This is a genomic window from Acinetobacter uliginosus, from assembly GCF_044130295.1.
In the GTDB taxonomy this organism is placed as follows: domain Bacteria; phylum Pseudomonadota; class Gammaproteobacteria; order Pseudomonadales; family Moraxellaceae; genus Acinetobacter.
In genome coordinates this window covers 11689-36082 of the sequence record NZ_JBIQOC010000028.1, presented here as the reverse complement: position 1 = coordinate 36082, position 24394 = coordinate 11689, and the positions used below count along the sequence as shown (strand labels likewise).

Annotated in this window: 23 protein-coding genes and 2 tRNA genes; 14 read left to right on the top strand and 11 right to left on the bottom strand. The window is 42.8% G+C overall.

The window, feature by feature from the left end:
• Positions 1–20 precede the first annotated feature (20 nt).
• From hisA to hisB, 4 genes are all read right to left on the bottom strand, one after another.
• Positions 21–752, bottom strand: coding sequence for a 1-(5-phosphoribosyl)-5-[(5-phosphoribosylamino)methylideneamino]imidazole-4-carboxamide isomerase (hisA, locus tag ACE01T_RS07390; RefSeq protein WP_086197722.1), 732 nt, complete (start codon positions 750–752; stop codon positions 21–23).
• 67 nt (positions 753–819) lie between these two features.
• Positions 820–1497 carry a 3'-5' exonuclease gene (locus tag ACE01T_RS07385; RefSeq protein ID WP_395519024.1) on the bottom strand — a complete coding sequence of 226 codons (678 nt, stop codon included), beginning with the start codon at positions 1495–1497 and terminating at the stop codon, positions 820–822.
• A gap of 105 nt (positions 1498–1602) precedes the next feature.
• The gene (hisH, locus tag ACE01T_RS07380) at positions 1603–2220 is read right to left on the bottom strand and encodes an imidazole glycerol phosphate synthase subunit HisH (RefSeq protein ID WP_166170690.1); all 618 of its coding nucleotides are present in this window, start codon (positions 2218–2220) and stop codon (positions 1603–1605) included.
• Positions 2220–2813, bottom strand: coding sequence for an imidazoleglycerol-phosphate dehydratase HisB (gene hisB / locus ACE01T_RS07375; protein WP_086197720.1), 594 nt, complete (start codon positions 2811–2813; stop codon positions 2220–2222). Before hisB ends, hisH begins: the two co-directional genes overlap by 1 nt.
• A gap of 88 nt (positions 2814–2901) precedes the next feature.
• Here hisB and ACE01T_RS07370 point away from each other — a divergent pair, with 88 nt between their 5' ends.
• The 6 genes from ACE01T_RS07370 to ACE01T_RS07345 all read left to right on the top strand — a co-directional run bounded on the left by ACE01T_RS07370 (position 2902) and on the right by ACE01T_RS07345 (position 6422).
• Positions 2902–3279 carry a GNAT family N-acetyltransferase gene (locus ACE01T_RS07370; protein ID WP_166170689.1) on the top strand — a complete coding sequence of 126 codons (378 nt, stop codon included), beginning with the start codon at positions 2902–2904 and terminating at the stop codon, positions 3277–3279.
• Between the two features lie 195 nt (positions 3280–3474).
• Positions 3475–3550: transfer RNA gene (locus tag ACE01T_RS07365), tRNA-Phe, on the top strand.
• Positions 3551–3685: 135 nt separating this feature from the next.
• A tRNA-Phe gene (locus ACE01T_RS07360) sits at positions 3686–3761 on the top strand.
• A 331-nt stretch (positions 3762–4092) separates the two neighbouring features.
• Positions 4093–4560 carry a hypothetical protein gene (locus ACE01T_RS07355; RefSeq protein ID WP_395519023.1) on the top strand — a complete coding sequence of 156 codons (468 nt, stop codon included), beginning with the start codon at positions 4093–4095 and terminating at the stop codon, positions 4558–4560.
• A 325-nt stretch (positions 4561–4885) separates the two neighbouring features.
• Entirely contained in the window at positions 4886–5620 is a 735-nt protein-coding gene (locus tag ACE01T_RS07350) for a class I SAM-dependent methyltransferase (RefSeq protein WP_166170688.1), read from the top strand.
• A 271-nt stretch (positions 5621–5891) separates the two neighbouring features.
• Entirely contained in the window at positions 5892–6422 is a 531-nt protein-coding gene (locus tag ACE01T_RS07345) for a hypothetical protein (RefSeq protein ID WP_180041987.1), read from the top strand.
• A 94-nt stretch (positions 6423–6516) separates the two neighbouring features.
• Here ACE01T_RS07345 and ACE01T_RS07340 read toward each other — a convergent pair whose 3' ends face one another.
• Entirely contained in the window at positions 6517–7125 is a 609-nt protein-coding gene (locus tag ACE01T_RS07340; RefSeq protein WP_395519022.1) for a hypothetical protein, read from the bottom strand.
• Between the two features lie 397 nt (positions 7126–7522).
• On the opposite strand from ACE01T_RS07340, the gene ACE01T_RS07335 reads away from it, so the two are divergent.
• Together ACE01T_RS07335 and tehB are read left to right on the top strand one after the other, a co-directional pair.
• Entirely contained in the window at positions 7523–7795 is a 273-nt protein-coding gene (locus ACE01T_RS07335; RefSeq protein WP_300043423.1) for a hypothetical protein, read from the top strand.
• A 209-nt stretch (positions 7796–8004) separates the two neighbouring features.
• A complete protein-coding gene (tehB, locus tag ACE01T_RS07330) occupies positions 8005–8871 on the top strand; it encodes an SAM-dependent methyltransferase TehB (protein ID WP_395519021.1) in 867 nt (288 codons plus the stop codon).
• 21 nt (positions 8872–8892) lie between these two features.
• Here the strand turns inward: tehB and drt2 are convergent, their stop codons facing one another.
• The 4 genes from drt2 to ACE01T_RS07310 form a co-directional block, all read right to left on the bottom strand.
• Positions 8893–10254, bottom strand: a complete 1362-nt coding sequence (gene drt2, locus ACE01T_RS07325; RefSeq protein WP_395519020.1) for an antiviral reverse transcriptase Drt2 — start codon at positions 10252–10254, stop codon at positions 8893–8895.
• 415 nt (positions 10255–10669) lie between these two features.
• Positions 10670–11842 (bottom strand): acetyl-CoA C-acyltransferase FadA, encoded by a 1173-nt coding sequence (gene fadA / locus ACE01T_RS07320; protein WP_166170684.1) that lies wholly within the window; start codon positions 11840–11842, stop codon positions 10670–10672.
• Positions 11843–11854: 12 nt separating this feature from the next.
• Positions 11855–14008, bottom strand: a complete 2154-nt coding sequence (gene fadB, locus ACE01T_RS07315; protein WP_180175046.1) for a fatty acid oxidation complex subunit alpha FadB — start codon at positions 14006–14008, stop codon at positions 11855–11857.
• 439 nt (positions 14009–14447) lie between these two features.
• On the bottom strand, positions 14448–15497 hold the full coding sequence (locus tag ACE01T_RS07310; RefSeq protein ID WP_395519019.1) for an AAA family ATPase: 1050 nt from the start codon (positions 15495–15497) through the stop codon (positions 14448–14450).
• 189 nt (positions 15498–15686) lie between these two features.
• Here ACE01T_RS07310 and uvrC point away from each other — a divergent pair, with 189 nt between their 5' ends.
• From uvrC to pgsA, 3 genes are all read left to right on the top strand, one after another.
• Positions 15687–17486, top strand: a complete 1800-nt coding sequence (gene uvrC / locus ACE01T_RS07305; protein ID WP_395519018.1) for an excinuclease ABC subunit UvrC — start codon at positions 15687–15689, stop codon at positions 17484–17486.
• Between the two features lie 109 nt (positions 17487–17595).
• Positions 17596–18390 carry an acyl-CoA thioesterase gene (locus ACE01T_RS07300; RefSeq protein ID WP_180081453.1) on the top strand — a complete coding sequence of 265 codons (795 nt, stop codon included), beginning with the start codon at positions 17596–17598 and terminating at the stop codon, positions 18388–18390.
• 108 nt (positions 18391–18498) lie between these two features.
• On the top strand, positions 18499–19086 hold the full coding sequence (gene pgsA / locus ACE01T_RS07295) for a CDP-diacylglycerol--glycerol-3-phosphate 3-phosphatidyltransferase (protein ID WP_086196466.1): 588 nt from the start codon (positions 18499–18501) through the stop codon (positions 19084–19086).
• Positions 19087–19713: 627 nt separating this feature from the next.
• On the opposite strand, the gene ACE01T_RS07290 is transcribed toward pgsA, so the two are convergent.
• Together ACE01T_RS07290 and argH are read right to left on the bottom strand one after the other, a co-directional pair.
• Positions 19714–19986, bottom strand: a complete 273-nt coding sequence (locus ACE01T_RS07290) for an oxidative damage protection protein (RefSeq protein ID WP_180042004.1) — start codon at positions 19984–19986, stop codon at positions 19714–19716.
• Positions 19987–19997: 11 nt separating this feature from the next.
• Positions 19998–21428 carry an argininosuccinate lyase gene (gene argH, locus ACE01T_RS07285; RefSeq protein ID WP_180042006.1) on the bottom strand — a complete coding sequence of 477 codons (1431 nt, stop codon included), beginning with the start codon at positions 21426–21428 and terminating at the stop codon, positions 19998–20000.
• Between argH and ACE01T_RS07280 the strand changes: the two genes are divergently transcribed.
• The 3 genes from ACE01T_RS07280 (at position 21419) to hemC (ending at position 24394) form a co-directional block, all read left to right on the top strand.
• Entirely contained in the window at positions 21419–22576 is a 1158-nt protein-coding gene (locus ACE01T_RS07280; protein WP_180042008.1) for a sensor histidine kinase, read from the top strand. The two genes, argH and ACE01T_RS07280, sit on opposite strands and share 10 nt — an antisense overlap.
• Before the next feature lie 52 nt (positions 22577–22628).
• The gene (locus ACE01T_RS07275) at positions 22629–23369 is read left to right on the top strand and encodes a LytR/AlgR family response regulator transcription factor (RefSeq protein WP_166170677.1); all 741 of its coding nucleotides are present in this window, start codon (positions 22629–22631) and stop codon (positions 23367–23369) included.
• A 107-nt stretch (positions 23370–23476) separates the two neighbouring features.
• Entirely contained in the window at positions 23477–24394 is a 918-nt protein-coding gene (gene hemC, locus ACE01T_RS07270; protein ID WP_086196451.1) for a hydroxymethylbilane synthase, read from the top strand.

Sequence of the window (24394 nt, the reverse complement as noted above, 5' to 3'; positions counted from 1 at the left end):
CTTGGAGATACATCACGGAATTAAAGTGATTGTTCATCTAACAGTAATTGCGCTTCACGAAGGTTCAGTGTGCCTTCGTAAATGGCGCGACCGGTAATGGCACCTAAAATGCCCGGCTGGCCTTTCAAGTTACGGACATCATCCAGATTGGTCACACCACCAGAGGCAATCACAGGAAGACCTGAATAAGTCGCCAAGTTAACAGTTTGCTCGATGTTTACACCCTGCATCATACCGTCACGTGCAATGTCGGTATAGACAATGCTTGATACGCCAGCATCAGCAAAACGTTTTGCAAGGTCAGTCGCTTTTACATCTGTGACATTGGCCCAGCCATCGGTTGCCACCATGCCATTCATGGCATCGATACCGACAATGATGTGGCCGGCAAATTTCTTGCATGCTTCTTCCACAAACTCAGGATTTTGAACTGCTTTGGTCCCGATAATCACAAAAGACACACCGGCATCCAGATAATGTTCAATGGTTTCCAGTGAACGGATACCACCACCAATTTGAATTGGCAGCTCTGGTTGTGCTTTGGCAATGGCTTCAACCACAGGTTTATGAATCGGTGTACCTGCGAAAGCGCCGTTTAAATCCACCAAATGCAAGCGACGTGCGCCTTCATTGACCCAATGCTGTGCAGTTGCAACCGGATCGTCAGAGAATACGGTATCGTCTTCCATACGGCCTTGTTTTAAACGGACACATTTGCCATCTTTCAGGTCAATTGCAGGGATGATCAGCATGCTTTCGCTCCTTGCCCAATCTTATTGAATTCATTGTGTTCCATCTTAGCAAAGTATTGGCAAATCTCTAAGCATGAGTTGCAGCTTTTATTTTGTTGGGGCGAATGCGTAACTTTAATGTGGTATTGGGAATATGTTTGGGCAGCAAGCCTAAGCGCAGTAATTCTTCAAACACTAAAACCGGGGCATAGGCATCGGCAGCCGCATAGTCAATCTGCTGAGGAGTCAGCGTTTTACGTGCCCAGTTCGAGGTGCTGGTTTTTTTACTTTTGGGAAAGTTCACCTGAAATAGAAGTGCCATGGCATTTTTCAGTCCCATTGGATTGGTAAAGCCAAAAGCAGAAAAGCATTTCGACAGTTCAATCAGACTGTTTAGTTCAATACCTTTTTTACGGAATAGATGGGCATCATTTTTTAAGCCAAAGCCAACTTTAATCTGGTCACGGCTGGCAAAAATCGGCTTTAAAAATTCCCAAATCTCATCATTCATTTGGAACAGATAGGCTTTGTCTAAGGTCGCCAATTGAATCAGATGTGGCCCCGTGGAAACTTCACCGACTCTAAATGTGGGCTTGGATTCAGAATCGAAACCAAGTACTGCGCAGTGTGTTAATTCTGCTTCCAAAGCATGACATTGTTCCAGGTTGTTAATCACCTGAATCTGTTGCATCGGAAGGTTTTTAAATGGAGGGAAGGCCTGAATCTGTTCTTTGCTGGGCAGGGTTTGAAGTAGCGGCTCTTCCATAATCATCAATAGCTAACTGGTCTGAAATCAGCTTAATGGTTTTTCCGAGTTTAGGCAAAATAAAAGCCCACCGAAGTGAGCTTTTTAAAATAAGTTGGAAGAGCCTTAGATATCCCATTCCACAAAGTTTTTCAGTAACTGCAAACCGGCAGTATGACTCTTTTCCGGATGGAACTGGGTAGCGAACAGGTTTTCTTTATGCAGCGCCGTACAGAACTCTAAACCATAGTCACAGGTGGCTGCCACAATGCTCTTGTCTTCAGGTTCAACATAGAAACTATGCACGAAATAGAAACGCGCATCCTGTTCAATGTCTTTCCACATTGGATGGCTTGGGTCTGCCTGATGCACCTGGTTCCAGCCCATGTGTGGCACTTTTAAACCGGCCATATCCGGGAAACGCTTTACTTCACCGGCAAAAATACCTAGCGCATCTGAACCGCCATTTTCTTCCGAGTGTTGCATTAAGGCTTGCATGCCGACACAGATCGCCAGCACAGGCTTATTGAACACGGCATGGCGTACCACTTCATCAATACCTGCTTCATGCATGCCTTGCATACAGTCACGCATGGCACCGACACCCGGAAAGACGATTTTATCGGCTTGGGCAATCAGTTTGGGATCATTGGTAACATCTACAGTTGCGCCGACATGTTCCAGGGCTTTGGCTGCGGAGTGTAAATTTCCCATACCATAGTCAAGAAGGGCAATACGGGTCATTACAAAGTACCTTTGGTTGAAGCAACAGTATTTTCTGCACGTGGATCGACTTCACAGGCCATACGGAGTGCGCGGGCAAATGCTTTAAATACGCTTTCGATCTGGTGATGGCTGTTTTTGCCTTTCAGGTTATCAATGTGCAGGGTCATTAAGGCGTGATTCACAAAACCTTGAAAAAATTCAGAGAATAGATCAACATCAAAGCTGCCAATACGTGCGCGAGTGAATGGAATATCCATCCACAAGCCCGGACGACCAGATAAATCAACCACAACACGGCTTAAAGATTCATCCAGTGGGGCATAGAAGTGACCATAACGACGTAGGCCTTTTTTATCACCCAGGGCTTGGGCAAATGCCTGACCTAGAGTGATACCACAGTCTTCTACGGTGTGATGGTCATCAATTTCCAGGTCACCATCACAATGAATATCAATGTCAAATAAGCCGTGTCGCTTGATTTGATCAATCATATGATCTAAAAATGGAACACCTGTATTGAGAGTGCCTTGACCTGTACCATCAAGATTCACACGAACTCGGATTTTGGTTTCGTTAGTGTTTCTTACCACTTCACTGATACGTTGCGTCATAGACACGTTCCTCAAAAACGATGATGTAAAATGTTTTTTTCGCGATGACGAAATTATCGCATATTAGATTGCTCAGGAGGGTTAATCAATGCCTATTACCGTACATGCTTATACTTCACTAGAAAATGACGAAGTGCGCAGCCAGCTTGAGCGACTGTATGACACCAGCCCGGAATTTGGGGATGGGCAGGATGCCATTGAACAACTAGAGCAAAACTTGGCTCAGTATACCTTAGTTTACACAGCAGAATTTAATACTAAACTGATTGGGGCAATTTGGTGTACCGGGCAGGGGGAAAGCCGGACGCTGGAAAATATTGTGGTCCATCCAGCTAACCGTGGACGTGGAGTCGCAGAACGACTGGTCAGTGAAGTGTGCCGAATGGAAGAAGAAAAAGGCGTGAAGAGGTTTGAACCGGGCTGTGGAGCCATTCATCGCTGTCTGGCACATCTGGAAAAAATTTAAGCCTGATAAAAATAAAAAAGCAGCCATGGTGCTGTTTTTTTATGCCTGAAAATAATGCTGGCTTAGATGATCCATTGAATTTTAAATAAAAAATAAGCAAATAAACATCAATTTGCCTTAAAAGTAAGCACTTGCTTGAAAAAGCTAAAAACCTGCTTGACTGAAAAACACTTAAACTGTTTAATACGCGACATCGGCGTGATAGCTCAGTAGGTAGAGCAACGGATTGAAAATCCGTGTGTCCCCAGTTCGATCCTGGGTCTCGCCACCATATTTAAAATCTATTTCAAGATTTCAATCCCTGATCCCATCAGGGATTTTTTTTGGGTAAAAAATATTCGATTAAATAAAAATGTCATGAATTATATTGACTATTGAGAACAGATACGGCTTAATACACCGCATCGGCGTGATAGCTCAGTAGGTAGAGCAACGGATTGAAAATCCGTGTGTCCCCAGTTCGATCCTGGGTCTCGCCACCATATTCAAAAAAACCTCAAACACTGTTTGAGGTTTTTTTTCGCCTCTAGGTTGGTCATAGAGAATTATAATTACATGCAAAGCGCATTAAAATTCCAAGAAAAATTGCATACCCATAATAGATTTAAGAAAGTGAAAAAGACCGTTTATCCGAGTCAAGGTGAGCCAAAATTGATTTTCAGGTAGGCTATAAAACGTATACGGTTGCAGTGAAAAATTTTTTTCTTGCATGGTGTAAAACTGCATTGTCCTGAAATTACGTTGCGAGGCAAGTTTATGAAATTTATAAAAATATATCCTTTGCTGCTGATATTGGGCTGTTTATGGAGCATGATGGTCCACGCGGATGACGCGGTGACCTTACCCACCCTGCACGTACTGGCCGAGCCAGAGTTACGTACAGAAACCGGGATTGTGCCGTATCAGAATGATGAAAAAAATCTCCGTGCTTTACAGCATCAAGTTATTCGTAATTCACGTGAAGCACAAAACTTTATGATTGACAGCCATGTGGTTGCCAATCTGGAAATTCAGCCCTTACAAGCACAACCCGACCTAAATTCGTTATCGCCCTTTCTACAACAGTATGTATTGAGTATTGCTCAGGGTTTACAGTCGAGTGATCCTACACAAGGCTTGTATATTATGTTGCAACCCTTTGGTATAAACCGTAGCAACAGTATGCAGCCCATCGATCGTGATATGCATATACAGCTCGACCTGAAAAATGTCAGCATTGGTACGATTGAACATTCTATAAATAATTTTTCTGTACCTGAGCTACCGACACCGAAAAAGTAATCATTTTTCTTTTGAAAAAATCCTTAGCTTTGCCAGCGAAGCCTATATTTGCCGCCGCGAGAAAGTGGCAAATGCCTGCGCAGTTGAAAATTGGGGCTGTTTTCAGCCTGTGAGCTAGTCATGTTCTTCAGAGATCATTACTCCGTTACATGCTCAGCCAGTCGGGAATCGCCGTGTCAGTTTTAATCCTGCCCAGAGCTGGAAATTGGTTCCATACGATGTTAAATATTATCAATTGAATAATCAGCGGGTGCTCATTGCCCAGACCAGTTTTAGGATTGATCAGGTCATTGATTAAATTTATAAATATTATGAGCATCGTTAAATGAAAGATCTGTTTTCTGATGACAGCTTGCGCTATAAACAGGCCCGTCCGGCTTATTCTGCAGAAATTGTCCAGGAAATTTTAAAGCATGTACCTGAACGAACTTTTGCCTGGGATTGTGGTGCCGGTTCGGGGCAGTTTACCCAGCTTCTGGCACCGTATTTCGAGCATGTGGTGGCGACTGATATTAGCGCAGCGCAATTACAGCAGGCCCCTTATTTTGAAAATGTCAGCTATCAGCTACAGGTGGCAGAGCAGACCACGATTCCGGAGCACTCCGTCGATTTGGTGACGGTGGCACAAGCGATTCACTGGTTTGATTTCGATGCATTCTATAAAGAAGTCAAACGGGTGCTTAAACCTCAAGGGGTGCTGGCGGTTATTGGCTATGGTCTCATTCAGGTTCAGGATGCGGCAATCAATGCCTTGGTTCAGCAGCTGTATGCTGAAACCTTAAAAGAGTATTGGGATCGTGAACGCCGTTATATTGATGAGCTGTATCAAACCATTCCGTTTCCTTTTTATGAGCAGGCAGTTCCAGAGCTGCGCCTGGAATATCGATGGACTCCGCAGCAGCTGATCAGTTATTTAAACACCTGGTCGGCGCTCAAGCATTATCACGACCACAACACGGATGACCCGCTGCAGCCGATTTCAGAGGTTTTGCAAGCAGGACCAGAATACTTAGATGTAACATTTCCTGTACTTTTGCGCGTCGGAATGCGAGAAAAATAAAGATTATGACGGAATTTTTATGTCAGCAGGGCAGCCTAAGCAGGAGAAGATAAAAATCTGATTTATAGAAACATCGTTCAGCACAGCACTTTTTTATAGACGCAGATTTGATGTTTTTTCAGTAGGTGAAATGAACCGGTTTTTTAACGAAAGTTAGAATGTCTTGCAAGACCACTGGTCCGGGGCAAGTGGCTGAAAGGCGCATAAACTATACAATTATAGCTGTCGACGGTTGTTTATTTACTTCAATTCATTGTTGAGTAGAACTGCCATGAAGCTGCTAAAAAATTTATCCTGCGCAATTGTCATGATTACCGCAAGCTTTTCTATTTCCTCTGCTTTTGCCGATATAACGGATACTACCGGATTAATCCCCTTAACAGACTCCAAGTTAAGCGCTGAAACCACGCGAGTTATTGAATATCGTGAAGATCCTCAAAGAGAGCGAGTTTTGCAACATAGAATTATGCAGATCCAGCTAGATACACAAAATTTTGTGGTTGACCCCACTATGTTGATGACCATCGATCTAGTTCCTGAAGCACCTATGCCAGACATCAACAGCTTGCCATGGGTATTGCAGCAATATGTTCTGGCGATTGCCCGCGGTTTGCAGTCACCTGATCCACGAGAAGGTCTGTATATTATTCTTGCACCTTTTGGGATAGACCGTAGAGCAGTCAATGTACAAATCGCTAGAGAGCAACTTTCCTTGGGTATTCTGGAAAATACCTCACAAAATGACATCATCAGACAGTTGCAACAACAGCGAACCAATACACCGAATAATGCTATTCGCTAGTTGGGCAGTATGTGGATCACCATCTTTTTCACGCTAACTAAAAAAGGATGCTCATGAATGGCATCCTTTTTACGGTTAAAATGCGCGATGCAGATTAAGCCGCAGATTTTTTAAACCAAGAGAAGAAGCCTTTTTTCTCAGCTTTGACTTCAGTTTTAGCAGCATCTGCTTTTTCAGCAACGCTTTCTTTTACTTCAGCTGTTTTTGCTACAGTTGCATCTTTTGCAGCGACAGTTTTAGCAGCAGTGGCATCTTTCACTTCAGCTGTTTTTTCTGCTACAGCGTCTTTAGTCGCTACAGTGGTAGCAACAGCAGCTTCTTTTACTTGTGCAGTTTTAGCTACAGTTGCATCTTTCGCTGCTACCGCTTTTTCTACTACAGCATCTTTAGCTTTTACGGTTTTATGAGCAGCAGTTTTTGTTGCAGCAACAGCTTTTTCATTTGCAGCAACAGTTTTAGCTACGGCTGCATTTTTAGCTGCTACAGTTTTGTGTGCAGCAGTTTTGGTTTTAACTTCCGCTTTTTCTTTTGTTGTGGCAGCTGCTGCTTTAACAGTGCTTGCGGTCTGAATGGTGTCTGCTTTTACTTGTGCTTTTAATGCGGCAACCTTGGCAGCTGGCGTAGTTTCTACAGCGGTAGCAGCCATAGCAGAGGTTGTACCTGCAACTAAAGCAATGGCGATGGTAGTTTTAATCATATTCATGGGAATTACTCAATCGTGAGAATTAAGAGGTTTTTTGTACTGGTTATATTAACGCTAGGGAGATTCATTTTTTAAAATGGAACACGGTAGTTGGGCCTAATTGTGTGAATATTCAACCAAAATTACAGATGGATAACATGATGTTGCAGGTGAGTTACATTGCTTTTAAGTTTTTAGTTTGGTTCGGGTTAAATTAAAGAGAAATGGATATTTTTGATGAGCACATGATTTGTTTTTCTTGAGTTTTGCCCGGCAAAGCGATCATGCCGTTGAATATCTGAGTTTCATCTTTTTAAACATGACAGTTTTGCAATAAGATTGTCATTTGTTATTCAAATTCGGTTGCTAGATTAAAACTGTTGCAAAGGTCACACTATAAAATCTAGGCAGGTGAGTCATGAAAACCCTACACGTTTTTGATGATATTCAGCATGTATACAGTGAATTTGTTGAAAATAAAAAATATCCGAAACTGGAAAGCCTGAACAATTGGGGTAAAAACCGTTTTTTCTTTAATCAATACTTTAAAATGATTGAAGACTGGCATCATACCGAGCAGATTGTGATTCAGTTCAATCAGCAGTATTACAGTTTGGACACTGGTAGTGCCCCCGACTTTATGGACAAAGAAAAATATATGGAATGGTTGCGCGAACAACTGTTGCATTAAAAAATATGTTTATCTGGATTTATTAAAGTTTACCCAAAAAAACTGTCCATACCGGGCAGTTTTTGCTTTTTATAGGATAGGGAGTTTGCATAAACGGAATATATTTGGCTTATTTTAATCTGCTGTGGAACGGGTTATGCTAAAAGTATGATGAAGAGTCAGCTTATTGATTTCAGACAGATGATTAACGATTTGGAGCGCAGCTTTTTATGCAACAGCTTATTTGTTATAAAGAACTCCCTGTCTGGACACAGCAGAGTATCCCGCAAGGGTTTAAAAACCAGCACAATACCAAAGCCGGTACTTGGGCAAAACTAACCGTATTTAAGGGTGAACTGCATTTTGCCATGCTGGATGAATCGGGTACTGTAAAGTCCGAGCATGTCTTTAGCCCAGAGCAGCAGCCTCCGTTTATTGAACCGCAGGCGTGGCATAAAATTGTTTCTGCCAGTGATGACATTGAATGTCAGCTCCAGTTTTACTGTCTGCCACAGGATTACTTCACTAAAAAATATCAGCTTTCACCCACGCACTCTGAAATTTTGGCTGCTACGCCATATTTGCAAGGTGGCCGTGCCCTCGATGTTGGCTGCGGGCAGGGGCGTAATACGCTGTATTTAAGTCAGCATGGTCTTGAGGTGGATGGCTGGGATGTCAATGAAAACAGCCTGCAAAAGTTAAGGCAGATTATTCAGGCTGAGCAGATTGATAATATTCATGTGCAACAGCGTGACTTGAATGCAGACCCAAGCATTACTGGCCGTTATGATTTTATTTGCTGTACCGTGGTGATGATGTTCTTGCAAGCCCAAACGGTGAAACCTCTGATTGCGCAGATGCAACAAGCGACGAATATTAATGGTTTTAACCTGATTGTCTGTGCGATGGATACGGATGACCTTCCGGCACAGCCTGACTTTCCTTTTGCCTTTAAAGCAGGGGAGTTAAGTGCGCTTTATGAGGGCTGGAACATTGTGAAATATAATGAAAATGTCGGTGAGTTGCATCGAGTAGATGCACAGGGGAACCGTATTAAACAGCATTTTGCTACGTTGTTGGCGCAGAGGGTTGAATAGTTAGCTGGTTGTAGAAATAACTTACTTTAAGCAAGATGTATCTTTTGCTATAAGGTAAAAGTCTTCATTCAATTCATCATATTTATTTATATGGTGATGAATTTTGTTCCAATGAGGTTTGATCTGATTTCTAATTGCTGGTTCATTCATAATACGTGCAGCTCTTAATGCATAACTTATATAATTTCTAGATCCAATAAATGAAAAGCGTCTATAAATATGTTTTTTATGCCTTTCTAGAAGTGGTTCGTTACGTTGAATTCTTGCAGTATTAATTTTGACTAAGTGCTTATTTGTCATTTTTATTGCTTTCATAACTTTATGAGAATATTTAGCTAAACCAGCATCACGCAGAAGAATTTTTTTACCGTCGTAAGTAAAACCTAAATATTGTAATTCATCTGTTGAGACCCTAATGCCTTCTTTAAACTCGGCAATTTTTGTTTTCTTCTCTTGAATCTCTAATTTCAAGTTTTTGATTAAGCTCTGGATATCTTTTAGTAGTGGTCTTGAATTTTTTGGATCGCTAATAATTAAAATATCATCACAATAACGATAATATTTACCACCTACTTTTTGCACTTTACTATTTATTTTTTCATCAAAATCTAGCATGTAAATATTTGAAATAAAAGCACTAATGGCTGAACCTTGTGGTATTCCTTTACCTTTGCTTCCTCTTCGTATTATTTTATTTTTCCTGATTTTTTCTCTAAATTCTTGACTTGAACATAATCGTTTCAAATTTTTGTGATTTCGATTAATTGATAATCCAAGATGCTGGTATACATCTCTTTTGTGTACATATGAGAAATTGGTAATTGATTTAAATACATTATAGTGATCATTAGGTAGGGTTTCTAAACCTAATACTTTTAACCAAGCTAATTTTATTAATTGATGATCTAATTCATCAAAGAAACTTTTAATATCGATACAAAGAACAGAACAATTTTGACGATTCTTAATTTCATCAAAAACATTTTTAGCAAAATGGATATTATTTGGAGAGTTTGGAAGTTTTCTGAAAGCTAATACTGATTCTGCAATTCCTTTCTCTAGTAGTAATTTTTCATAGTTTTCAGTCATTAAGTAAGCATAATAAGCATAAATATGTCCATCGATATGCGCAGAGTATTTGATTGGTCTAATTTTGGGAGTTTGCTTTTCGACAATAATTTGTTTTTTACCTTTTACTATTTTAAAGCCATTTTTTTTAATTTTTTGAGTGATAAGTTCAAAGTGGATAAATGGATAGAAAGCATGTCTTTCAATGTTTAATGGATTTGTAACATACGAGAAAATTTTTTCAGAAGAAAGAGGGTAATCGAAATGTAAATAAAATTTTTGACGGTCTTTAAAAAATGTTTGATCAATCTTCATTATTAGAAAACTCAAGGAAAGGCTGACGATAATCCTCGTATTACACGCCCCATTCTAAGAACAGAGTCCCTTGAGCATACCCAAGTACCCACAATTACGTACCCTCTAGAAGAAAAACTCCTACACCGTCTTTAGATCACGAAAGGAATATACTATGAGAAGCATTGATTACATTCTGTGGAGTTCCATATACATTGTTTGTACTTGGTTCCAAGCAGTTTGCAGTGTTTCACCAGATGTACTAGAAATGATTCTGATACTGTGTGGTGCAATACTTGACAACAGATTACCTTCCCCATGTTCTACAATATGGGCTTAAGTAATATACTGAGTTCAAATTTAAACCACAAGTATTTGTTTGATAAAAAGAAACCCCGCATTAAGCGGGGTTTCTTTTTATCAAAGTATTTAAGAGTTAAACACGTTCGATAATGGTCGCGATACCTTGACCAAGACCAATACACATGGTCGCAAGACCGATTTGCGTATCTTGTTGTTCCATCACGTTCAACAATGTTGTTGTGATACGCGCACCAGAACAACCCAATGGGTGACCAAGAGCGATTGCACCACCGTTCAAGTTCACACGATCTTGCTGGTCATAAATGCCTAAGCCTTTAAGAACTGACAAACCTTGTGCAGCAAACGCTTCGTTTAATTCAATAGTTTGAATGTCAGCAATCGACAAGCCCGCACGTTTAAGCGCTTTTTGCGTAGCAGGAACAGGACCGTAACCCATGATTGCTGCATCACAGCCTGCAACTGCCATAGAGCGAATCACAGCACGTGGCTTAAGACCTAATGCTTGAGCACGTTCAGCAGACATCAATAACATTGCAGAAGCACCATCAGACAACGCTGAAGAGGTCGCCGCAGTCACTGTACCGCCTTTCGGATCAAATGCTGGACGTAAAGCCTGGAATGCTTCAAGGTTAGCATCTGGACGAATCACTTCGTCGATGTCGCACAGGATTTTGAAACCGTTCTGGTCGTGACCTTCAACACCAATAATTTCGTTTTTGAAACGACCTTCTTGCGTTGCAGCCCAAGCGCGGCGGTGAGATTCAACACCAAACGCATCCTGTTCTTCACGAGTAATGCCGTTCATGCGACCCAACATTTCAGCGGTTAAGCCCATCATGTTAGATGCTTTTGCATAGTGCTTAGACGCTTCCGGGTTGATGTCGATACCGTGCATCATGCCAACGTGACCCATGTGCTCTACACCACCAATGATGAAGATATCACCCTGGTTGGTTGCAATTTGCGCCGCAGCAGCATGGATTGCCTGCATTGAAGAACCACAAAGACGGTTAATCGTTTGACCTGCAACAGTTTTAGGCAAGTCAGCCAATAAACCAATGTTACGGGCAATGTTCATACCTTGTTCAAGCGTCTGGTTGACACAGCCCCAGATCAGGTCTTCAACTTCGTTGACATCAAACTGGTTACGGGCAACCAAAGCACGAACCAATTCAGCAGATAAGCTGTCAGCACGGACATTGCGGAACATACCGTTTTTGGATTTACCCATTGCTGAACGTACACCATCAACGATGACAACGTCACGCGGATTTAAAGTAGCCATTCACGTTGCTCCTTAACCGTAGAATTTTTTGTTGTTAGCAGCCATGTCGCGCAACATTTGTGGCGCCTCATAAGCCTTACCTAAGTGAGCGTATTTGTCGCAAAGTGCAACGTATTCAGCAACACCTGTTTGGTCGATGTAACGGCATGGACCACCGCGGAATGGAGGGAAACCTACACCCATGATCATCGCCATATCTGCTTCAGAAGCAGTTGCAACGATGTTGTCTTCCAGGCAACGAACAGTTTCGTTACAGAAAGTCAGCATCATACGGTCAATGATTTCTTGAGCATCAAATTCACGTTTGTCGCTTGTCGCAACAGAAGCAACCAGCTCATATGCAGTTGGATCAACCACTTTGGCTTTTTTGCCTTTACGGTCTAATTCATATTTGTAGAAACCAACGTCGTTCTTTTGACCCAAACGTTTTGCTTCATACATGGTTTGAATCGAACCTTTGAAGTCCGGTTTCATACGGTCAGGGAAGCCTTCAGCCATTACTTCTGCACCGTGAACGCCTGTGTCGATACCGACAACGTCCATCAGGTAAGCAGGGCCCATTGGCCAGCCGAATTTTTCCATCACTTTATCGATTTGCTGGAAGTCTGCACCATCTTTAAGAAGAAGGTCGAACGCACCGAAGTAAGGGAACAATACACGGTTCACAAGGAAGCCCGGGCAGTCATTTACCACGATAGGTGTTTTACCCATTTTCTGAGCAAGAACCACAGTAGTTGCGATTGCTTCAGCAGATGTTTTCTCACCACGGATGACTTCTACCAGTGGCATCATATGCACCGGGTTAAAGAAGTGCATACCGACGAAGTTTTCAGGACGTTGCAGGTTTTCAGCCAGACGGGTGATTGAAATCGTAGAGGTATTTGATGCAATGATCGTGTTTTCACGAACGTTCTTCTCGGTTTCAGCCAGTACAATACCCTTCACTTTAGGGTTTTCTGTTACCGCTTCAATCACGATATCCACTTCTTTAAATTCTTCGTAGCTTAAAGTCGGGCGGATGCGAGCAAGGGTTTCACCCATTTGCGCAGGTTTCATTTTCTTGCGTTCAACTTGTTTTGTTAACAAGCCATTCGCTTCTTTCATACCCAGTGCAAGCTGTGGATTACCAATGTCTTTCATGATGATTGGTGTGCCTTTGCTTGCCGCCTGGTAAGCAATACCACCACCCATAATACCCGCGCCAAGTACAGCGGCTTGGTTTACAGGATGAGCACCTTTTTCATATTTCTTAGAAGTTTTCTTCACCACTTGGTCGTTGATGAATAAACCGATCAACGCGCCAGCTTGTGGAGTTACCGCAGCTTTAGCAAAACCTTCAGCTTCTACTTTTAATGCTTCGTTACGTGGAAGGCTTGCACCTGCCTGTAAAGAATCAAGAAGAAGTTTAGGCGCAGGGTATTGCGCAGGGTTTGCTTTCGCAAGTACCGCACCTTTCGCCGTATTGAACGCCATCATTTGTTCAAGCGGGTTTAATTTAATAGGGTCTAATTTTTCTTGGCGTTTTGCTTTCCAGTCTACACGGCCAGCAAGTGCTTGTTTAACCAAGTCAATCGCAGCGTCAGTAAGTTTGTCCGCAGCCACAACCGCATCTACAGCACCGTCTTTAAGTGCAGCAGCAGGTTTTTTAGGCGCAGCCATTGCCATCCATTCAACCGCATTGTCGATACCAATAACACGGCTTAAACGAACAGTACCACCGAAACCAGGGTAGATGCCCAGTTTGATTTCTGGAAGGCCGACTTGCGCTGCTTCTGACATGACACGGTAGTCACATACCAGGCACATTTCAAAGCCGCCACCCAATGCCATACCATTGATTGCAGCAACTTTAGGAATCTCTAGATCTTCAAATGCATTGAAGATGTCGTGAACAGGCAAAGCCCAATCCACAATCGCTTGTTCGCCTTGAGCGAAGTTTTCACCAAATTCAGTGATGTCTGCGCCAACGATAAATGTAGATTTACCCGAAGTAACAACTAAACCTTTAATCGTGCTATCTGCTTTTACAGCTTCAATGGCAGCTTTAAAATCTTCAATTGTTGCACGGTTAAATTTGTTGACCGACTCACCTTGTAAGTCAAAGCGGAATTCTGCAATTCCGTCCGAAAGCATTTGGACGGTAATGGCATTGCCAGCGTGGATCATGCCTGATCTCCTTTATTTTGGAGGACTTCTAAGTTGATGTTGTGAAGCATGTACGCCTTTTTTCCTGCGTACATTTATGCTTCGCCAATCTTACGATAACTATATCCAAAAAGAACATAACAAGTTGTATCAAGCCGTGACGCTAGGGTCATCAATTTTTTTCAACAAATCCTGAGGCTTGGCAACCCTATTTTTACTGTAGCTATTAAAAATGTAATGAACTTTTTGTTTAGATTAAGGTTTTCTAATAATGTCGTGCTTATTTATAGCGGGTACAAGTGTGCTATTTCAAGTTTTTTATGGCCTTGTTTTGGTCAAAATAGTCAATCGATCCCAATTTTCAGTGCAGCGGAGGGAGCTTGAAACTGAAGTAAAAGTGACATATTTGTAGTCAAATACCTGTTTGAGTATTTGACTACAAGCATGAGGATAACAAGGATTATTCGGGCTGAATGATCAATTGCCCATCTGCATAGCTTAAAGTGAGCTGTGTTTTTTCCGGATAATTTAAAAAATACACCGCCAGAATCGGTTCCAGTTCAGTGCGCATTTTGCGGGCCAAATGGCGTGCACCAAAACGGATATCATGATCTTTATAAAAGTGTGCTTTGGCGGCTTCGGTCAAAACCACCTGACGTTTTTGATGCTGCAGGCGCTGATTCAGTTTTTGCAGTTCAATGTCCACCAGTTTTGGCAGAGCATCATCCTGTACCGCCTGATAATGTAAAGTCCGATCAATGCGGTTGAGAAATTCTGGATCGAATTTCTTAAACATCACTTTTTCAATAATGGTTCTGGTTGGTATTTTTTTCAGACACAGATCCTGCATTTTCTTGGGCAAGAAATTCAGTTTATCCAGATATTGCTGTGCTGCCTGTGCACCGACATTACTGGTCATAAAGATCATGCAGTTACGAAAGTCGATGGTTTTGGTGCCTGAAGTGAGGGTCAGCTTTCCGGTATCCAGTACATTCATTAAACTGCGAATGACTTCTGTGGAGGCTTTCTCCAGCTCATCAAACAGCACAATCCCCGGGCGGGTATGACTGCCTGCAATGGCGGTTTCATCAAACAGGCTATGACCTTCTTTGGAGCCGACATAGCCCGGAGGTGCACCGGTAATGGCTGCCGCATAGTGTTCCTGTGCTAGAGTGTTCATATCGATGCGACAGAAGGCATCCGGGCGACCATAAATCGCCTCGGCAATTAAACGCACGGTTTCAGTTTTACCCACACCAGTCGGGCCGAGCATTAAGGTGACGGAAAGAGGGCGTTCAGGACTGGAAAAATCGGCTTTGACCACGTGCAGCATTTTTTCGATTTCTTGCAGGGCAGCATCCTGACCAATAATGCGCTGTTTCAACAGCTGCATGACTTCAAGTGGTTCAAAATGAAAACGCGGCTTGCCAATCAGTTTATCTTTTTCAGATGTGCTATGCGTTGCAGTGACAGGTTTGACGATATGCATGGCGTGATTGGGAGTCGTCATTCAGTTTGATCCAAATTGTTCAGATGGCCTGAGCATAGCAAAATAAGCGCAATTTACTTATAGCTTTTAGCAATCAGGTGATTGCTGGAACTTTGTATGATCGCGATAAAAACAGGCGATTCGCTTGAAAATGGCATGAAAACCATCACATCATGTAGCAAAGTTTATGCAATTTAAATCAGGCTGAATGTGAACGAAAACGCACGAGAACATATTGAAAAGATTTTAGCCCATATGACCACTTTACCGGGCGTGTACCGTATGTTGGGTCAGGACGGCGAATTGTTGTATGTCGGCAAGGCCAAAAATCTGAAAAACCGTGTGTCCAGTTACTTTGTCAAAACCATCGAACATCCGAAAACGCAGGCTTTGGTGGCGCGTATTTATGATATCGAAACGCTGGTAGTTCGCTCGGAAACCGAAGCTTTATTGCTGGAACAAAACCTGATCAAGCTGCATCGTCCGCCGTATAACATCATGCTGCGCGATGACAAATCCTATGTCTATATTTTTGTTTCCAGTGACAAGCCTTATCCGCGTATTGCAGCCGGTCGAGGCAAGGGTAAACATCAGCTCGGCAAGTTTTTCGGGCCTTATCCAAGTGCCTATAATGCCCGGGATACGCTGGTAGTGCTGCAAAAACTGTTTAACGTGAGGCAGTGTGAAAACAGCTATTTTGCTCAGCGTAAACGTCCGTGTTTGCAGTACCAGATTAAACGCTGTAGCGCGCCCTGTGTCGGTTTAATTAGCCCTGAAGAATATAAAAATGATGTAGACAACTCGATGCGCTTTTTACAGGGTGATACCAAAGAATTGAATCAAGAATTGATTCAGAAAATGGAAGAAGCCGCTGAAAAGCTCGAATTTGAAAAAGCTGTATTTTACCGCGACCGCATGGCCTTGCTGCGCGATGTGCAATCGCAACAGGCGATTTATAAACTCAAAGGTGAAGCCGATATCTTGGCGATTGCCTATCATGCCGGCGTGACTTGCGTGCAGATCATGCATGTGCGCAATGGTAAAATGCTGGGGGGTAAAAGCTATTTCCCGGATATGCTGGGTGATGATCTGGGGCAAATGCTCTCGGATTTCATGGCGAACTTCTATTTTCAGGTGGCCGATGAAGTTCCTGCCGAGCTGATTGTCAATGTCGAGATTCCGGACCGCAAAGAGCTGGAACAGGCCTTGCAACAGGAATTCGGCAAGAAAGTACAGATCAAGCACAATGTGCGGGAAACCCGTGCCGAATGGCTGGAACTGGCCAATATGAATGTGCAGCACGCCATTAAAGGCCAGCTGGCCAATCATTTTGAACTGAATGAACGTTTCCATCAGCTGGAACAGGTGGTGGGGCGTCCGATTGACCGGATTGAATGTTTTGATATCTCGCATACCATGGGTGAAGCCACCATTGCTTCCTGTGTGGTGTTTGATTCGGGCGGTGCACGAAAACGCGATTACCGTCAGTTTGCCATTGATGATATTACCGGCGGTGATGACTATGCGGCCATGCGTCAGGCACTGACCCGCCGTTATAAAAAAGCCATGTTGCCGGATTTACTGCTGATTGACGGCGGTAAAGGCCAATTACATATGGCAATGCAAGTGATGCAGGATCTTGGACTGGATGCCTTTATGGTGGGGGTATCCAAAGGCGAGGGGCGTAAACCCGGTCTGGAAACCTTGCATTTTACCGATGGCACAAAAATCCAGTTACCAGAAGACCATAAAGCCCTGCATCTGATTCAGCAGGTACGCGATGAAGCACACCGTTTTGCCATTACCAAACACCGTGCCAAACGCGACAAGAAACGTGGCTCGTCGGTACTGGAAGTGATTCCTGGACTGGGTCCGAAACGCCGCCGTGATTTGCTCACCCATTTTGGCGGTATACAGGGGGTACTGAAAGCATCGGAAAATGACTTGAAGCTGGTGCCCGGGCTGGGTGATGTCATGGCCAGAACCATCTATAAGGTGTTACATGAATAAATTCAGGCAGATTGGCCAAAATGCTCACTGACGCAGCAGTCATTGATCATTCACAACAGTCCAAAATAAGTGAAAGATAGAGCCAATTAAAAAATCCAAAGGACGAAGGATGTCACTGCGCCAATTATTCACTGCGATCGGACAGGACGAATGGGTCGATATTCCGCAAGGCTGGTTACAGGGGCGCACCATTTATGGTGGACTGGTGGCCGGGATGATGATGCACAAAGCCTTACTCGCGGTTGCAGATGCAGAAAAACAGCTGTTAAGTACCAGTGTGACCTTTGTTGGTCCAGTCCAGCTGGCACCAGTTCGATTGAGTGCTGAAATTTTACGTCAAGGCAAGTCCGTGACCACGGTTGAAGTGCGGCTCTGGCAGGACGATGCTGTGCAAAGTATTTTGATTGCCAGTTTTGGCACGCATCGCCAGTCGACTATTTCCGTGCAACAGGAACGACTTGCACCTGAATTTCTTATGCCTGAGCAATTAAACATTGCGGAGCATCATCCTTTAGCGCCGGAATGTTTTGGACAGATGGATCTGGTCTGGGTAGATGGACAGTATCCATGCACTGGCAGTGTGAAACCTGATTTTAGTGGCTGGATGCGTTTTAATCCGGATCGGCATGACAATCGGGAAATGAGCATCGCCGACTTGATGGTGGCTTTCGATATGTGGCCACCTGGTGTCTTACCGATGTTTAACACATTTGCACCGGCCAGTTCGCTGACCTGGCATGTGACCTATGTGCACCCTTTAAACAGTCATCTGCATGATTGGTTTAAATATAAAGTATTTACCGATTATGCTGCTGAAGGTTATTCGACCGAGTATGCGCATCTTTGGGATGCAGCAAACAGATTGATTGCGATTTCCAGACAGACAGTTACCGTGTTTGCCTAGTGACACTTTATAGCAATTCGTATAAAGTGACTCTCACTAACGATGAATCAATCCTCAAAATATGTGTGGTTTTTCATTGTACATAAAGGGGAAAAATTGGCGGTGTCTATGACTACAGGTCGCATCCTGAATATTCCAAATATCTTGACTTTGGCGCGTATTGCTTTAATACCTGTTTTCTTGCTGGTGGCTTATTGGCCCCCTGCAGTGGGTGTTTCTGGTCATGATACAAATATGACTCGTCACGTTATTTTAACAGCCATTTTTGTCATTGCTGCTGTCACGGACTGGTTCGATGGCTATTTGGCCCGCTCACTCAATCAAACTTCTGCATTCGGCCGTTTTTTGGACCCTGTAGCGGATAAGCTGATGGTTGCGGCTGCATTGATTGTTCTGGTGCAATGGCAACCCACCATTTCTATGGCTTTTGCTGCCATTGTCATTATTTCACGTGAAATTACGGTTTCTGCCTTACGCGAGTGGATGGCAGAGCTTGGGGCACGTACCAGCGTGGCTGTCTCGACTGTAGGTAAATATAAAACCGCTTTCCAGATGATTGCGATTTCAGTATTTTTACTGAATTGGCAACCATTTGAAATGCTGGCTTATGCATTGCTTTACACTGCTGTAGTGCTGACGTTATGGTCGATGTTTATTTATTTAAAGGCTGCATGGCCCTATTTAAAACAGCCCTAAGTTTAGCTTTAAAAATAAAAAACGTCCTAAAGGGGGCGTTTTTTTATTTCTATAAGCCTTTCGGGCAAAGATAAGGATTAAAAATAGCAAATAAAAAAAATCCTAGATTTTGGGGGAAATCTAGGATTGAAATCGGGGATATTTATAGTTGTTATAAGATGTTTAACCATCTACTTGAGACCAAGTATAGGGGAGGACAACTGCCAAATCATGTAGGTTATTGTATTGTAATGTATCGTTTTATTGAGAAATGTAGTTTTGAATTACAGTTATTTCTAAATGTTTAAAAGGTTTATGGAATAAGTAGAATTTTTTAAATTACCAAATAAATAGAAAATGAATGCCTAATTGGGATTTTCAGAAAAAATAAAAAAGCCTTATAAGAAATGTTTTTGACAATTAAATTACCCGGAAACGAATATTGTTAGCATGGATTTAAGTGAATAGCTTCCTCAGCTAAAAAGGGAATCTTTTGAGATTCCCTTTTGACAATCAAAACTACGCGCTTCGCTTGTCTTGCGTAAAATTCAGATCAGCTTAAAAAAGAATCCCCTTTATTGGGGATTCTTTTTAGATTAAAGCCTGCGCGAGCAAAGCTCTTGCCTTGCGGAGCACTGCTCCGCTTAATCACGCCTCAGGCTTTAGGCCCTCAGCTTTTTCCAGTGACTCATCATTGTTAAAGAATTTCTCACGCTGTTCTTCAAGAAATTTTTTCGCATCCGGTTCAAACACGTTTAGGCGTTTTTCATTGATGAGCGTAGTTTGATGCTTGAGCCATTCCTGCCAGGCTTGTTTGGACACGGTGTCAAACAGTTCCTGACCCTTTACCCCCGGGAAGGGAGCAAAGTCTAAACCTTCCATTTCTGTTTGATACTTACGGCAAAAAACTTGTCGAGACATATCCGTTTTCCTTAAGCGTAGAGTTTTTCTAAACGAGCGTAAGCACGAGCAATCGCTGCTTCAACCTGTGCAGGTGCCGTACCACCAATGTGGTTACGTGCATTGACAGAGGCTTCAAGCGTCAAGGCTTTTTCAAACACATCAGCTTGAATCAGACCAGAGAACTGTTGCAGCTGTTCAAGTGTCAATTCAGACAGGTCTTTACCTTCTTGCACACCTAGCGCAACTGCTTTACCGACAATTTCATGTGCATCACGGAATGCCACGCCATTTTTCACCAGATAATCTGCAAGGTCAGTTGCAGTCGAGAAACCGCGAAGCGCTGCTTCACGCATGATTTCGATATTTGGAACCAGTGCAGGAATCATGTCGGCAAAAGCCATCAATGAACCACGAACAGTATCGATTGCGTCAAATAATGGTTCTTTATCTTCCTGGTTATCTTTGTTATAGGCCAAAGGTTGACCTTTCATCAGCGTTAATAGACTCATCAAGTCGCCGTATACGCGGCCAGTCTTACCACGAATCAACTCTGGAACATCCGGATTTTTCTTTTGCGGCATGATTGAAGAGCCGGTACAGAAACGGTCTGGAATGTTGACAAATTTGAATTGCGCAGAAGTCCACAGAATCATTTCTTCAGACATACGTGACAAGTGCATCATAATTAAAGATGCAGCAGCATTGAATTCAATACCGAAGTCACGGTCAGACACGGCATCCAGCGAGTTTTCACACACGGCTTCAAAACCTAAAAGCTGTGCGGTGTATTCACGCTCGATCGGATAAGTGGTACCTGCAAGTGCAGCAGAACCAAGCGGCAAGCGATTCACACGCTTACGGCAGTCAATTAAACGTTCAGAGTCACGTACCAGCATTTCAAACCACGCCATCAAGTGGTGACCAAAAGTCACAGGCTGAGCGGTTTGCAGATGGGTAAAGCCCGGCATAATGGTATTGGTATTTTTCGCCGCCAGACCCAAAATGCCTTTTTGTAATTTTTGCAATAACTCTAAAATCGCATCAATTTCATCACGTACATATAAACGGATGTCTGTCGCCACCTGGTCGTTACGGCTACGACCGGTATGCAGTTTTTTACCGGTGATGCCAATACGACTGGTCAAGCGCGACTCGATATTCATGTGCACATCTTCTAGGTCAATGCGCCATTCGAATTCACCTGCTTCAATTTCAGCTTTAATGGTGTTTAGGCCGTTAATGATGTCATCGCGTTCTTGTTCTGTTAAAACGCCTACTTTGGCAAGCATGGTTGCATGCGCAATAGAACCTGCAATATCTTGTTTATAAAAGCGTTGGTCAAATTGAACAGATGCTGTAAATTCAGCAACAAATGCGTCAGTAGCTTCAGAGAAACGACCGCCCCACATACCCGAAGTTTGGGCTTGTGACGGATTTGAGGAATTAGAAGATGTGGTCATATCGGCTCAATAAAATAAAAAGCAGTAATTTGAACAAGAGTATAGCAAATTCAGAATCACTTGCCGAAAAACAAAGCGATCCAGCTTCGACCTATACAGATGATCGGAAAAACAATGACGCCTATTTTTTTACGAAAATAGGGCATTGGCAACATCTAATTGAATTATTTATTGCCAGCAATATTTTGGCGGTCATCTTGGCTCTGGCAGAAGCACAATCCTGGACGGCTTTAAGTGTGGGTCGTCTGCTGCAATATATATTGTTCATTGATTGGGTTTTACTGGCTTTTGTTGCCTTGATTGAGCGCCTGCAGAGCAAAATCCAGCACTTCAGTTTTGGGCAGACCCTGGTTGCGGGCTTTGTTTTACTGCAGATTATTGTGTTATTGACCACGGTGGTGTTGAACGGTGTTATTTTCTTTGGACAAAATTTTCAATTCCAGCATTTGACGTTACAGGTTTTATTCGATGGCGCTGGATTACATCTCAGTTATGGGGTGCTGATTGGAAGTTTTTGTTTTCGCTATCTTTATATGCGTGAGCAATGGTCGCGTCAGCAAAACAGTGAATTAAACGCACGTATTCAGGCCATGCAGGCGCGGATCCATCCGCATTTTTTATTTAATAGCTTAAATACGGTGATCAGTCTGATTACCATTGATCCGGATAAAGCGGAACAAATGTTACTGAATTTATCACAGTTATTTCGGGCCAGTTTTAAAGAACTTAAACTGGTGCGCTTAAAAGATGAAATTGAACTGTGCCAGCGTTATCTGGCCATTGAACAGATTCGCTTGGGGGATCGCTTACAGGTAGAGTGGAAATATGACGATGAAGTTCTATTTTCTCAGATACAAATTCCTTTATTAACTTTACAACCTTTAGTGGAAAATAGTATTTTTCATGGAGTTGAAAAATTTCTAACAAAGAGTACGATAAGCATATTGATTGAAATATTGCAAAATCAAGTCAATATAGTCATTACTAATCCTTATGCACAGGATAAAATAAATTTACGACAGGGACATGGTATTGCAGTTGAAAATGTTAAGCAGCGGCTTGAAGCTTATTATGGGCACTCTGCAACTTTTCAGACATACGCGGGGAAGGGAATATTTACCACAGTTGTGCAATATCGATATAAATAAAAGATCATAGTTAACCTATAAAAAAAATGATGTTGACTGTGAAGGAGGAGAAATGGACATCCTGATTTGCGATGATGAACCTCTCGCCGTAGAGCGCTTGTCACGTTTAGTTACGCAATTGGGACATCAGGTGGTTGCCACTGCAAGTTATGGGCAGCAAGCAATTGAAATGACTCAATTCTATGAGCCGGATGTAGTACTGTTAGATATTCAAATGCCTGAAATGGACGGCTTGAGCTGTGCTGAATATTTGCGCCAGCTTGATCCTATGCCCGCCATTGTTTTTTGTACGGCTTATGATGAACATGCTTTGGAGGCATTTAAGTCGCATGCAGAAGGCTATTTGCTAAAACCGGTGATGCAGCAGGAATTGCAACAGGTATTAGATCATTTAACAAAACTGACTCAAGCACAAATGAGCAACTTAAAACAAAAAGAAGATATGGACGAACTCAATATAAAACGCCATCAGATTGTTGCGAAAACCTATCGTGGTGTGGAATTGATCCCTGTAGAAAATATTTATTATTTTTTGGCAGATCAAAAATATGTCACGGTACGGCATAAAAATGGCAGTGTACTGATCGATGAAACCTTAAAAGATCTGGAAAACGAATTTGGCGACCAGTTTATTCGAATTCATCGCAATGCTTTGGTTTCAGTACATTTCCTGGATGGTCTTGAAGTGATCAGTTCGGGACAGTATCAAGTGCGTTGCCGTGAACTGGAAGAACGCCTGGCGGTCAGCCGACGTCATCTGCCCAATTTAAGAGAACGCATCCAAAAGATCTAAATCTGTTTTCATAAATTTAGGTGACAAGGAGAATGCAAATTTACTTGCATTTTCCAGTCAGCACGTTAAGTTTACACTAACGCACTTATTGACTGTTTCTTGGATTTATGAAGATTTTGAAGATTGCAACTCGACAAAGCCCGCTTGCTTTATGGCAGGCGGAACATATTCGTGCCCGTTTGGAAGCATTACATGCGGATCTTAAAGTTGAGTTAGTGACCTTCGTCACCCAAGGTGACAAAATTCTGGATACGCCTTTAGCCAAGATTGGCGGAAAAGGACTTTTTGTTAAAGAGCTGGAAGCAGCCCTGCTGGATGGCCGTGCAGACTTGGCGGTGCATTCAATGAAAGATGTGCCGATGGCTTTGCCTGAAGGACTGAGCCTTGCGGTGATCTGTGAGCGTGAAGATCCGCTGGATGCCTTTGTGTCTAATACTTATGCAAGTTTTGATGACTTGCCACAAGGCGCCAAAGTGGGTACATCGAGCCTGCGTCGTAAAAGCCAGATTTTAAAAGCCCGTCCCGATTTGGAAATTATCGATTTACGGGGTAACGTGGGGACGCGTTTATCCAAACTGGATGCAGGTCTTTATGATGCTATTATCTTGGCAAGTGCGGGTTTAAAGCGTTTGGGGCTGGCTGAACGTATTCGTCATACGCTGCCAGCGGAAGTGAGCTTGCCGGCAGTTGGACAGGGGGCGCTTGGTCTGGAATGTCGTGCGGCAGATCAGGCTGTGCTGGAGCTTATTTTACCACTGTTACATCGCGAAACTGATGTGTGTGTACGTGCAGAACGCGCATTTAATGCCTATTTGGAAGGGGGCTGTCAGGTCCCGATTGCAGGGCATGCGACTTTAATTGAAGGTCAATTACATATTGAAGGTCGTGTTGGTAGTGTAGATGGTGCGACTTTATTAAAAGCTAAACTGAGCGGAACACCTGAACAGGCTGTAGAGCTGGGTGAAATGCTAGCGCAAAAATTAGTTGAACAAGGCGCTGGCGATTTATTGAAAGCCCTATATTAA

Excerpts from the sequence above, each read along its gene's own strand:
- hisA (WP_086197722.1), bottom strand. The coding sequence starts at position 752 with ATGCTGATCATCCCTGCAATTGACCTGAAAGATGGCAAATGTGTCCGT.
- fadB (WP_180175046.1), bottom strand. The coding sequence starts at position 14,008 with ATGATCCACGCTGGCAATGCCATTACCGTCCAAATGCTTTCGGACGGA.
- ACE01T_RS07370 (WP_166170689.1), top strand. The coding sequence starts at position 2,902 with ATGCCTATTACCGTACATGCTTATACTTCACTAGAAAATGACGAAGTG.
- ACE01T_RS07345 (WP_180041987.1), top strand. The coding sequence starts at position 5,892 with ATGAAGCTGCTAAAAAATTTATCCTGCGCAATTGTCATGATTACCGCA.
- fadA (WP_166170684.1), bottom strand. The coding sequence starts at position 11,842 with ATGGCTACTTTAAATCCGCGTGACGTTGTCATCGTTGATGGTGTACGT.
- argH (WP_180042006.1), bottom strand. The coding sequence starts at position 21,428 with ATGACCACATCTTCTAATTCCTCAAATCCGTCACAAGCCCAAACTTCG.
- ACE01T_RS07355 (WP_395519023.1), top strand. The coding sequence starts at position 4,093 with ATGGTCCACGCGGATGACGCGGTGACCTTACCCACCCTGCACGTACTG.
- ACE01T_RS07385 (WP_395519024.1), bottom strand. The coding sequence starts at position 1,497 with ATGGAAGAGCCGCTACTTCAAACCCTGCCCAGCAAAGAACAGATTCAG.
- pgsA (WP_086196466.1), top strand. The coding sequence starts at position 18,499 with ATGACTACAGGTCGCATCCTGAATATTCCAAATATCTTGACTTTGGCG.
- ACE01T_RS07335 (WP_300043423.1), top strand. The coding sequence starts at position 7,523 with ATGAAAACCCTACACGTTTTTGATGATATTCAGCATGTATACAGTGAA.
- hisB (WP_086197720.1), bottom strand. The coding sequence starts at position 2,813 with ATGACGCAACGTATCAGTGAAGTGGTAAGAAACACTAACGAAACCAAA.
- ACE01T_RS07280 (WP_180042008.1), top strand. The coding sequence starts at position 21,419 with ATGTGGTCATATCGGCTCAATAAAATAAAAAGCAGTAATTTGAACAAG.
- ACE01T_RS07290 (WP_180042004.1), bottom strand. The coding sequence starts at position 19,986 with ATGTCTCGACAAGTTTTTTGCCGTAAGTATCAAACAGAAATGGAAGGT.
- ACE01T_RS07340 (WP_395519022.1), bottom strand. The coding sequence starts at position 7,125 with ATGAATATGATTAAAACTACCATCGCCATTGCTTTAGTTGCAGGTACA.
- ACE01T_RS07350 (WP_166170688.1), top strand. The coding sequence starts at position 4,886 with ATGAAAGATCTGTTTTCTGATGACAGCTTGCGCTATAAACAGGCCCGT.
- hisH (WP_166170690.1), bottom strand. The coding sequence starts at position 2,220 with ATGACCCGTATTGCCCTTCTTGACTATGGTATGGGAAATTTACACTCC.
- ACE01T_RS07300 (WP_180081453.1), top strand. The coding sequence starts at position 17,596 with ATGTCACTGCGCCAATTATTCACTGCGATCGGACAGGACGAATGGGTC.
- tehB (WP_395519021.1), top strand. The coding sequence starts at position 8,005 with ATGCAACAGCTTATTTGTTATAAAGAACTCCCTGTCTGGACACAGCAG.
- ACE01T_RS07275 (WP_166170677.1), top strand. The coding sequence starts at position 22,629 with ATGGACATCCTGATTTGCGATGATGAACCTCTCGCCGTAGAGCGCTTG.
- hemC (WP_086196451.1), top strand. The coding sequence starts at position 23,477 with ATGAAGATTTTGAAGATTGCAACTCGACAAAGCCCGCTTGCTTTATGG.
- drt2 (WP_395519020.1), bottom strand. The coding sequence starts at position 10,254 with ATGAAGATTGATCAAACATTTTTTAAAGACCGTCAAAAATTTTATTTA.
- ACE01T_RS07310 (WP_395519019.1), bottom strand. The coding sequence starts at position 15,497 with ATGACGACTCCCAATCACGCCATGCATATCGTCAAACCTGTCACTGCA.